At 55.7% G+C, this 9566-nt stretch carries 9 protein-coding genes and 1 tRNA gene; 7 read left to right on the plus strand and 3 right to left on the minus strand.

Annotated elements, in window-relative coordinates:
• The first annotated feature begins 2 nt into the window (after nt 1–2).
• Nucleotides 3–1232, plus strand: coding sequence for an L-methionine/branched-chain amino acid transporter (yjeH, locus tag AB8818_RS15280; RefSeq protein WP_116344022.1), 1230 nt, complete (start codon nt 3–5; stop codon nt 1230–1232).
• A gap of 43 nt (nt 1233–1275) precedes the next feature.
• Here the strand turns inward: yjeH and AB8818_RS15285 are convergent, their stop codons facing one another.
• On the minus strand, nt 1276–1740 hold the full coding sequence (locus AB8818_RS15285; RefSeq protein WP_192984689.1) for an FxsA family protein: 465 nt from the start codon (nt 1738–1740) through the stop codon (nt 1276–1278).
• A gap of 335 nt (nt 1741–2075) precedes the next feature.
• On the opposite strand from AB8818_RS15285, the gene aspA reads away from it, so the two are divergent.
• The 5 genes from aspA (at nt 2076) to AB8818_RS15310 (ending at nt 7671) form a co-directional block, all read left to right on the plus strand.
• Nucleotides 2076–3512, plus strand: coding sequence for an aspartate ammonia-lyase (gene aspA / locus AB8818_RS15290; RefSeq protein ID WP_003855923.1), 1437 nt, complete (start codon nt 2076–2078; stop codon nt 3510–3512).
• Nucleotides 3513–3628: 116 nt separating this feature from the next.
• Nucleotides 3629–4930 carry an anaerobic C4-dicarboxylate transporter gene (locus AB8818_RS15295; protein WP_116344024.1) on the plus strand — a complete coding sequence of 434 codons (1302 nt, stop codon included), beginning with the start codon at nt 3629–3631 and terminating at the stop codon, nt 4928–4930.
• 113 nt (nt 4931–5043) lie between these two features.
• A complete protein-coding gene (gene cutA, locus AB8818_RS15300) occupies nt 5044–5367 on the plus strand; it encodes a divalent cation tolerance protein CutA (protein WP_014168278.1) in 324 nt (107 codons plus the stop codon).
• Complete coding sequence (locus AB8818_RS15305) at nt 5343–7046, plus strand: protein-disulfide reductase DsbD (RefSeq protein WP_116344025.1); 1704 nt, start codon at nt 5343–5345, stop codon at nt 7044–7046. The genes cutA and AB8818_RS15305 overlap by 25 nt, the downstream gene beginning before the upstream one ends.
• 49 nt (nt 7047–7095) lie before the next feature.
• On the plus strand, nt 7096–7671 hold the full coding sequence (locus tag AB8818_RS15310) for a transcriptional regulator (RefSeq protein ID WP_192984687.1): 576 nt from the start codon (nt 7096–7098) through the stop codon (nt 7669–7671).
• Here the strand turns inward: AB8818_RS15310 and AB8818_RS15315 are convergent.
• Both AB8818_RS15315 and AB8818_RS15320 read right to left on the minus strand, forming a co-directional pair.
• Nucleotides 7668–8255, minus strand: a complete 588-nt coding sequence (locus tag AB8818_RS15315) for a LysE family translocator (protein WP_371199923.1) — start codon at nt 8253–8255, stop codon at nt 7668–7670. The genes AB8818_RS15310 and AB8818_RS15315 overlap by 4 nt on opposite strands.
• 37 nt (nt 8256–8292) lie before the next feature.
• The gene (locus AB8818_RS15320; RefSeq protein WP_116344027.1) at nt 8293–9138 is read right to left on the minus strand and encodes an AraC family transcriptional regulator; all 846 of its coding nucleotides are present in this window, start codon (nt 9136–9138) and stop codon (nt 8293–8295) included.
• Between the two features lie 168 nt (nt 9139–9306).
• Here AB8818_RS15320 and AB8818_RS15325 point away from each other — a divergent pair.
• A tRNA-Phe gene (locus tag AB8818_RS15325) sits at nt 9307–9382 on the plus strand.
• Nucleotides 9383–9566: the final 184 nt, after the last annotated feature.

Genomic DNA, 9566 nt, shown 5'->3' on the forward strand with positions numbered 1-9566 from the left:
AAATGAGTGGACTCAGGCAGGAGCTGGGGCTGGCGCAGGGCGTTGGCCTGCTTTCAACCTCCTTGTTAGGGACGGGCGTGTTTGCTGTACCGGCACTGGCGGCGCTGGTCGCCGGAAATAATAGCCTTTGGGCATGGCCGGTGCTGATCCTGCTGGTGTTCCCGGTGGCGATTGTGTTTGCCATCCTTGGACGACATTTCCCCAGCGCGGGCGGCGTGGCGCATTTTGTCGGCATGGCGTTTGGTCCGCGTATGGAGCGCGTGACCGGCTGGCTGTTCTTGTCGGTCATACCCGTTGGCCTTCCGGCAGCCCTGCATATCGCCACCGGCTTTGGGCAGGCGCTGTTTGGCTGGCACGACGAACAGCTGCTGCTGGCTGAACTGGGAACGCTGGCGATTGTCTGGTGGGTGGGCTCGCGCGGGGCCAGTTCAAGCGCGAATCTGCAAACGCTGGTTGCCGTGTTGATCGTCGCGCTGATCGTCGCCATCTGGTTTGCGGGTGACATTACCGTGGCGGATATCCCTTTCCCTGCGATAAACGATATCGACCATTCTCAGCTTTTCGCTGCGTTATCCGTCATGTTCTGGTGTTTCGTTGGTCTTGAAGCGTTCGCGCACCTGGCCTCCGAGTTTAAACAGCCCGAGCGTGATTTTCCCCGCGCCCTGATGATTGGCCTGCTGCTGGCGGGCACCGTATATTGGGCCTGTACCGTGCTGGTGCTGCACTTCAACGCGTTCGGCGAAGATAAAGCCGCTGCCGCATCGCTACCGGGTATCGTGGTTGAACTGTTCGGTGTGAAGGCGCTATGGGTGGCCTGCGTGATTGGCTATCTCGCCTGCTTCGCCAGCCTCAATATTTATATCCAGAGCTTCGCCCGTCTGGTGTGGTCGCAGGCACTCTACAAACCGGAGAGCCGTCTTGCACGTTTGTCTAAACGTCGACTCCCGGTTAATGCGCTGAATGCCGTGCTGGGCTGCTGTGTGCTGAGCTCGCTGTGCATTTATATTCTCGACATCAACCTTGATGCGCTGATCGTCTACGCCAACGGCATTTTCATCATGATCTACCTGCTGTGCATGCTGGCGGGTTGTCGTCTGCTGAAAGGGCGCTATAAGGCACTGGCGGTTTTCGGGGGTGTGCTTTGCCTGCTGCTGCTGGCGATGGTGGGATGGAAGAGTGTGTACGCCATCGTCATGCTGGCGGGGCTGTGGGCGTTTTTACCGAAGCGGTAAAATCTGCAGGCCCGGTAAGCGACGCGTCACCGGGCCAAAAAAATCAACGATCGTCTTTATGATCTAAACGATCGCGCTGGTCATCCTTACGCTGATACTCCCCTTCGAAAGTATCGCCTGGCCCTGTACTGAACCCGCCGCCCGGCATGCGGCTAAAGCGCAGATGCGGCAGCAGCTTCATGGTCAGGTGCTTCTGAACCGGCGGCAACAGCAACAGCAGGCCGAGGAAGTCGGTGAAGAACCCCGGCAGGATCAGCAGCAGGCCCGCAATAATCAGCGACACGCTTTTGATCATCTCTTCCGCCGGGCTTTCGCCTGCGGCCATCTTCTGCTGCATTATCAGGAAATTTTTGAAACCCTGATTACGCACCAGTGACATACCAATCACCGAGGTGAAAATCACCAGAATCAGCGTCAGCAGGACGCCCAGCACGTGGGCAACCTGGATAAAAATTGAAATCTCAATGTAAACATAGAGAAAGAAGGCAATAAACGGTATCCAGCGCACTGGCATCTCCTGTTGGGCAGGTGCCGTCGGGCCCCTGTCTTAATGTGTTCGCGACGCGCGTTTGTATGAGATGGTGACGGTTAGCGAAAATTCAATCGGTTTGCACGGATATTTTTTTTGGAAATATTAAAGCGGTGACCCATTTCACAGATTAATAATTATCATGGAATCGGCTCGATAATAAGTGATCCAGCTTACGGCAATTCGCTATCATCAGCATATGATCTCGAACATCTGGCTGATTGAGGGAATAATCGTCGGCCAGAAAATATTCAAAACCACATAAATACTGTGTGTTTAGTACAATCCATCGGCAGCTTGAAAAGAAGGTTCACATGTTAAACAACATTCGTATCGAAGAAGACTTGTTGGGTACCAGGGAAGTTCCAGCGGATGCCTACTATGGTGTTCACACTCTGAGAGCGATTGAAAACTTCTACATCAGCAACAGCAAAATCAGCGACATCCCTGAGTTTGTCCGTGGCATGGTGATGGTGAAGAAAGCCGCAGCGCTAGCGAACAAAGAGCTGCAAACCATTCCTAAAAGCGCGGCAAACGCGATTATCGCTGCCTGCGATGAAGTGCTGAACAACGGCAAATGTATGGACCAGTTCCCGGTTGACGTCTATCAGGGCGGCGCGGGTACCTCCGTCAACATGAATACGAACGAAGTACTGGCAAACATTGGCCTGGAGCTGATGGGTCACCAGAAAGGTGAATACCAGTACCTGAACCCGAACGACCACGTTAACAAATGTCAGTCCACCAACGACGCCTACCCTACCGGCTTCCGTATCGCGGTGTATGCCTCTGTAGTGAAACTGGTAGATGCTATCAACCAACTGGGTGATGGCTTCCAGCGTAAAGCGGTTGAGTTCCAGGACATCCTGAAAATGGGTCGCACCCAGCTGCAGGACGCGGTGCCAATGACGCTGGGCCAGGAGTTCCACGCGTTTAACGTGCTGCTGAACGAAGAAACTAAAAACCTGCTGCGCACCTCCGAGCTGCTGCTGGAAGTGAACCTGGGCGCAACCGCCATCGGTACGCGTCTGAACACCCCGGATGGCTATCAGCAGCTGGCGGTTCAGAAGCTGGCGGAAGTGTCTAACCTGCCGGTTGTGCCTGCGGAAGACCTGATTGAAGCCACCTCCGACTGCGGTGCCTACGTGATGGTACACAGCGCCCTGAAACGTTTGGCGGTGAAACTGTCCAAAATCTGTAATGACCTGCGCCTGCTCTCTTCCGGTCCGCGCGCTGGCCTGAACGAAATCAACCTGCCAGAACTGCAGGCCGGTTCGTCCATCATGCCAGCCAAGGTGAACCCGGTTGTGCCAGAAGTGGTGAACCAGGTGTGCTTCAAAGTCATCGGTAACGATACAACCGTGACCATGGCCTCTGAAGCGGGTCAGCTGCAGCTGAACGTGATGGAGCCGGTAATTGGCCAGGCGATGTTTGAATCTATTCACATCCTGACCAACGCCTGCTACAACCTGCTGGAAAAATGCATTAACGGCATCACGGCGAATAAAGAAGTCTGTGAAGGTTATGTTTACAACTCCATCGGGATCGTCACTTACCTCAACCCGTTCATCGGCCACCACAACGGCGACATCGTTGGTAAGATTTGTGCCGAAACCGGTAAGAGCGTTCGTGAAGTCGTGCTGGAGCGCGGGCTGTTGACCGAAGCTGAGCTGGACGATATCTTCTCGGCCCAGAACCTGATGCACCCGGCATATAAAGCGAAACGATATACCGATGAAAGCGAACAGTAACAGTTCAGGCTAGGCTTCCGAAAGGCACGTCACAAGTGACGTGCCTTTTTTCTTTTTAGGCGTTACCTAAATACAACAATTCAATATCAACTTGTTAATAAGCAAGGCAGGTCTTTATGTTTGGAGCAGAACTCGTCATCGTCCTGTTGGCGATTTATTTGGGCGCGCGGCTCGGGGGTATCGGCATTGGTTTTGCCGGCGGCCTCGGGGTGCTCGTGCTTACCCTTATCTTTCAGATTAAACCCGGCGCAATCCCTTTTGACGTTATTGAAATCATCATGGCGGTTATTGCTGCTATTGCGGCCATGCAGGTCGCAGGCGGTATGGACTACCTGGTTAGCCTGGCGGAGCGCATGCTGCGCCGCCATCCGAAATATATAACCTTCCTTGCCCCGCTGGTGACCTGGTTTATGACCATTCTCGCGGGAACCGGCCACACGGCATTTTCCACGCTGCCGGTGATTACTGAAGTGGCAAAAGAGCAGGGTATTCGCCCGTCTCGTCCGCTCTCTATTGCTGTAGTGGCGTCTCAGATTGCCATTACCGCGTCGCCAATCTCTGCCGCCGTAGTCTTCTTCGCGGGTGTCCTTGAGCCAATGGGCGTGAGCTACCTGACGCTGCTGGCGATCTGTATTCCGGTTACGCTGATTGCGGTGATGATTACCGCCGTGCTGTGTAACTTCCTCGGCGCCGAGCTGAAAGACGATCCGGTTTACCAGGAGCGTCTGGCAAAAGGTGAAGTGAGCCTGCGCGGTAGTCAGGTCTTCGAGCTGAAGCCGCACGCGAAACGCTCCGTGCTGCTGTTCCTGATCGGTATTGTCGCCGTGATGTTCTACGCGACCGCCATCAGCGACACTGTGGGGCTGATTCAGAACCCGGTGCTGCCACGTAACGAAGCGATTGTGGTGTTCATGCTGACCATTGCGACGCTGATTAGCATCACCTGTAAAATCGACACCAGCGAAGTGCTGAACGCCAGTACCTTCAAGTCCGGCATGAGCGCCTGCGTGTGCGTACTGGGCGTGGCGTGGCTCGGTGACACCTTCGTGAAAGCGCATATTAGCGATATCCAGACCGTGGCGGGTGACCTGCTGCACAACTACCCGTGGCTGCTGGCAGTGGTACTGTTCTTTGCCGCGACGCTGCTTTACTCCCAGGCCGCCACCACCAAAGCGTTGATGCCTGCTGCACTGATGTTAGGCGTCACACCGCTGACGGCGATTGCCTCTTTTGCCGCCGTTTCTGCGCTGTTCGTTCTGCCAACCTACCCAACCCTGCTGGCGGCGGTTGAGATGGACGATACCGGCTCAACCCGCATCGGTAAGTACGTGTTTAACCACGCGTTCCTGATCCCGGGAGTGGTGGCGATTACGCTTTGCGTCGTCCTCGGCTTTATCATCGGCGGCATTGTGCTGTAAACGGTTAGCCGTTGTAAAAATAGTTAAAATCGGGCCGCTCTGCGGCCCGTTTCATTAATGACCAATCGCCTTGCGTGATATAGTGAAGACTTTCGTGATGAGAAGGTCGACTTGTGAACACGCCTGATGCTGTTGTTGTACTGTGTACCGCCCCTGATGAAGCCTCTGCCCAGGATCTCGCCGCCAAAGTGCTGGCCGAAAAACTGGCAGCCTGCGTAACGCTGCTCCCCGGCGCGACCTCCCTCTATTACTGGGAAGGCAAGCTGGAGCAGGAGTATGAAGTCCAGATGTTACTTAAAACCAATCTGGCGAATCAGCAGGCGCTCCTTGACTGCCTCAAGTCTCATCATCCTTACCAAACCCCGGAGCTGCTGGTGCTGCCAGTGGTCCACGGCGATAACGACTATCTCTCATGGCTCAACGCTTCTTTACGCTGATCCTGCTGCTGTGCAGCACGTCAGTATTTGCCGGGTTGTTTGACGCACCCGGCCGTTCAAACTTTATTCCTGCCGACCAGGCGTTTGTTTTCGATTTTCAGCAGAACCAGCACGATCTCAATCTGACCTGGCAGGTGAAAGAGGGCTACTATCTCTACCGCAAGCAGGTCAGCATCACGCCTGCAAAGGCTAGCGTCGGCGCGTTGCAGATGCCCGCTGGCGAGTGGCACGAGGACGAGTTCTACGGTAAAAGTGAAATCTATCGCCAGCGCCTGAGCGTGCCCGTTACGGTGAACCAGGCAGATAAAGACGCCACGCTGACGGTGACGTATCAGGGCTGTGCCGATGCGGGCTTCTGCTACCCACCAGAAACGAAGGTCGTTCCGCTTAGTGAAGTTAAAGCGGCTGCCTCCCCTCTCCCCTCAGGGGAGAGGGCCAGGATGAGGGGTGAAGGCGAAGCTGCTTCCGACCTTCCTTTCTCAGCGCTTTGGGCCTTACTGATTGGCATCGGCATTGCCTTTACCCCGTGTGTGCTGCCGATGTATCCGCTTATCTCCGGGATTGTGCTGGGCGGCAAACAGCGTCTTTCTACCGCCCGCGCCCTGCTGCTGGCGTTTATCTACGTGCAGGGTATGGCGCTCACCTACACGGCGCTCGGGCTCGTGGTCGCCGCGGCCGGGCTACAGTTCCAGGCGGCGCTCCAGCACCCTTACGTGCTTATCGGCCTGTCCGTCGTATTTATCCTGCTGGCGCTGTCGATGTTTGGCCTGTTCACGCTGCAGCTGCCCTCTTCGCTGCAAACCCGCTTAACGCTGATGAGCAATCGCCAGCAGGGTGGCTCCGCGGGCGGCGTATTCGCAATGGGTGCCATCGCCGGGTTGATTTGCTCCCCCTGCACCACCGCGCCGCTCAGCGCTATCCTGCTGTACATTGCCCAGAGCGGAAACATGTGGCTCGGCGGCGGTACGCTGTATCTCTATGCGCTCGGTATGGGCCTGCCGCTGATTCTGGTGACGGTATTTGGCAACCGCCTGCTGCCGAAGAGCGGCCCGTGGATGGAGACGGTGAAAACCGCGTTTGGCTTTGTCATTCTGGCGCTCCCGGTGTTCCTGCTGGAGCGTATTATTGGTGACACGTGGGGTCTGCGCCTGTGGGCCATGCTCGGCGTGGCGTTCTTCTCATGGGCGTTTATCGTCAGCCTGGGGGCCAAAAAAGCGTGGATGCGTCTGGTGCAAATTCTCCTGCTCGCCGCCGCGTTGGTGAGTGTGCGTCCGCTTCAGGACTGGGCGTTCGGCTCGCCGGTGGGCCAGACGCAGGCACATTTAAACTTTATACACGTTAAGAACGTCGATGAGCTCAACAGCGCGCTGGCGCAGGCAAAAGGCAAACCGGTGATGCTCGATCTCTATGCCGACTGGTGTGTCGCCTGCAAAGAGTTTGAAAAATACACCTTTAGCGATCCTCAGGTGCAAAACGCCCTGAAAGATACGGTGTTGTTCCAGGCAAACGTCACGGCCAACAATGCGCAGGATAAGGCCCTGCTTAAACACCTTACCGTGCTCGGGCTGCCGACCATTCTGTTCTTTAATGAACAAGGGGAAGAGCAGCCAGAACAGCGTGTAACCGGGTTTATGGATGCAACGGCATTCAGCGCGCATTTGCGCAATCGCCAACCGTAAACAACACTTTAGACGGGACATACCGTTGGGAATAGCGGAGGAGACAACCGTGCAACGCGAAGACGTACTGGGACAAGCCCTGCAACTACTTGATATTCAAGGGATCGCCAGCACCACGCTTGAGATGGTAGCCGACCGTATCGATTACCCTCTGGATGAGCTAAAGCGCTTCTGGCCGGATAAAGAGGCGCTGCTTTATGATGCCCTACGCTATCTTAGCCAGCAGGTGGATATCTGGCGCAGGCAGCTAATGTTAAATGAAGAGCTGACGGCTGAGCAAAAGCTGCTGGCACGCTACACCGCCCTGACAGAATGCGTCAGCAACAATCGTTATCCGGGCTGCCTGTTTATTGCTGCCTGTACGTTTTACCCCGATCCTGGCCATCCAATACACCAGCTGGCGGATCAGCAAAAACGTGCGGCGCATGACTTCACCCATGAACTGCTGACAACGCTTGAAGTGGATGACCCGGCAATGGTCGCTAAGCAGATGGAGCTCGTACTGGAGGGCTGTTTGAGCCGCATGCTGGTGAACCGTAGCCAGGCAGATGTGGATACGGCGCACCGTCTGGCGGAAGACATTCTGCGCTTTGCCCAGTGTCGTATGGGTGGGGCGTTGACCTAGACCAGCATGCCCGCCCAGGCAGAGATGAGAAGACATAGCGCCATCAGGCGCTGAAACCGCACCATCGCCACGGTGGTGCGAAACACCCGGCTTACCGCCTTCCCCAGCCACGCCCAGCACATCAAACACATCACAGAAATCAGTAAGAACCATAGCGCCATCAGCGCAATATCTCTTAACGGGTGAATGCTCACGGGGGCAAAAAGACTCACTACCGCCAGCGCCATCATCCACGTTTTCGGATTCACCAGCTGCAGCAGCGCTGCGGCTTGCGCCGTGAAACGATGAGGCGCCTTCTCAGCAATATTCGCCGCAGGTGCGCGATACAGCTGCCAGCTCATCCAGGTGAGCCACAGTACGCCTGCCCAGCTCATTGCCTGGCGTATCAGAGGAAACTGGCGCAACACCTCCCCGGCGCCGGCACCCGATACCAGCACAATCAGACTCGCCGTAATACATCCCCCCAAAATGGCAACGGTATTTTTCACGCCAAAGTGCTGGCTGTTGGTGAGAACAAGAATATTCGTCGGACCGGGCGTTATCGACGCGACAAAGGCAAACAGCAGATAAGGCATCAGGCTCACAGGGGGCTCCTTTTTTCTTAGAGCCATCACTGTGCCGTTATTTTCTGGAAACGTCTGGAAGGTTTGTGCACAACCGGCGGTAGTGGGCGGGGGAAATGCGGTATGCGCGCTGGAACCAGCGTCCCAGATGGCTCTGGTCTGCAAAGCCGAGCGCTGTAGCGACATTAACAGGCTGCTCGCCGTGCGCCAGCAGCTGTCGCGCCTTTGCCAGACGCAGCTGAATAAGCCAGGCGTGCGGCGCCAGGTTGAACTCACGCTTAAAACAGCGCGTCAGCGTAAAGCGATCCGTGCCCGTCTCGCGCGCAAGGTCTGACAGCCCCACGTTCTCGCCGATATGCGCATAAAGATAGTCACGTGCGCGGTGCGCCACGGCAGCGCTCTGTAGCTGCGACGGGAGTTTCTTACGCCAGTGGCAATGGGAGGTGATCTGAGAGAGCAGCTTATCCATTGTGCTTTGCTGCACAATTTTCATCTCATCGCTATGCAGCGCGTTAAACGTCTCGCCGATAGAACGGACCAGCTGAGGTTCTCGCGTTAGCGTTTGAGCAAAGTGAAGCGAGTAGCGGTCCGGCGTGGCTTCATATAATCCCCGGAGGGTGCGCGTCAGCCATTGCTCGTCAAGATAGAAGGTCAGATAGGTAAAGCCCCCTTCCACAGGCGCGTCGCCGTCGTGAATTTCACCCGGCTCCAGTAAGAACGCATCACCCGGATGGCTGCGGTGACGTTCGCGACGACAGTGGAACTGCTGGGTGCCTGAAAGGGTAATCCCCACCAGATAGCTATCGTGCCAGTGGGGATCGAAGGCATGGCCTTCGAAGTGCGCTTTAATCGTTTCAATACCGGTATCCGCATGCTGACGGAGCTCAAGCCAGTCTTTTGCCATACTGCCCTCCTGTTGTTATCAGCATTGCCTCACAGGCTGGTATTGTCTGGAAGATTTGTGCATTTTCACGGCGAAAACGAACAGATTGCCGCAAACTTAAGCAGTTGAACAGCTTTTCCTGAAATAATGTTGACGATAAGGCGCGATTGCGGTTTAATGCGCTCCGTTGCCCGGATAGCTCAGTCGGTAGAGCAGGGGATTGAAAATCCCCGTGTCCTTGGTTCGATTCCGAGTCCGGGCACCACTATTTAAAGAACCCAGCCTATGGCTGGGTTTTTGCTTTTCTGCGTTTATAAATCCCTTCTTTATATTCTTGCTTCTCTTTGCCGTGGGATCGTGCGGTCTGCATTGCCGGATGGTACTGTTTTTACCGGTCCTACGGTTCCTGGCCGGGTAAGGCGAAGCCGTCTCCCGGCATTTTTGGCATC

Origin of the sequence: Enterobacter sp. KB-280D8, from assembly GCF_041399405.1 — a bacterium.
Lineage (GTDB): Bacteria > Pseudomonadota > Gammaproteobacteria > Enterobacterales > Enterobacteriaceae > Enterobacter > Enterobacter cloacae_N.

What these genes read in the sequence shown, in the direction of transcription:
- AB8818_RS15320 (WP_116344027.1), bottom strand. Translation starts at nt 9,138, where the DNA reads ATGGCAAAAGACTGGCTTGAGCTCCGTCAGCATGCGGATACCGGTATT.
- yjeH (WP_116344022.1), top strand. Translation starts at nt 3, where the DNA reads ATGAGTGGACTCAGGCAGGAGCTGGGGCTGGCGCAGGGCGTTGGCCTG.
- AB8818_RS15295 (WP_116344024.1), top strand. Translation starts at nt 3,629, where the DNA reads ATGTTTGGAGCAGAACTCGTCATCGTCCTGTTGGCGATTTATTTGGGC.
- AB8818_RS15305 (WP_116344025.1), top strand. Translation starts at nt 5,343, where the DNA reads ATGGCTCAACGCTTCTTTACGCTGATCCTGCTGCTGTGCAGCACGTCA.
- aspA (WP_003855923.1), top strand. Translation starts at nt 2,076, where the DNA reads ATGTTAAACAACATTCGTATCGAAGAAGACTTGTTGGGTACCAGGGAA.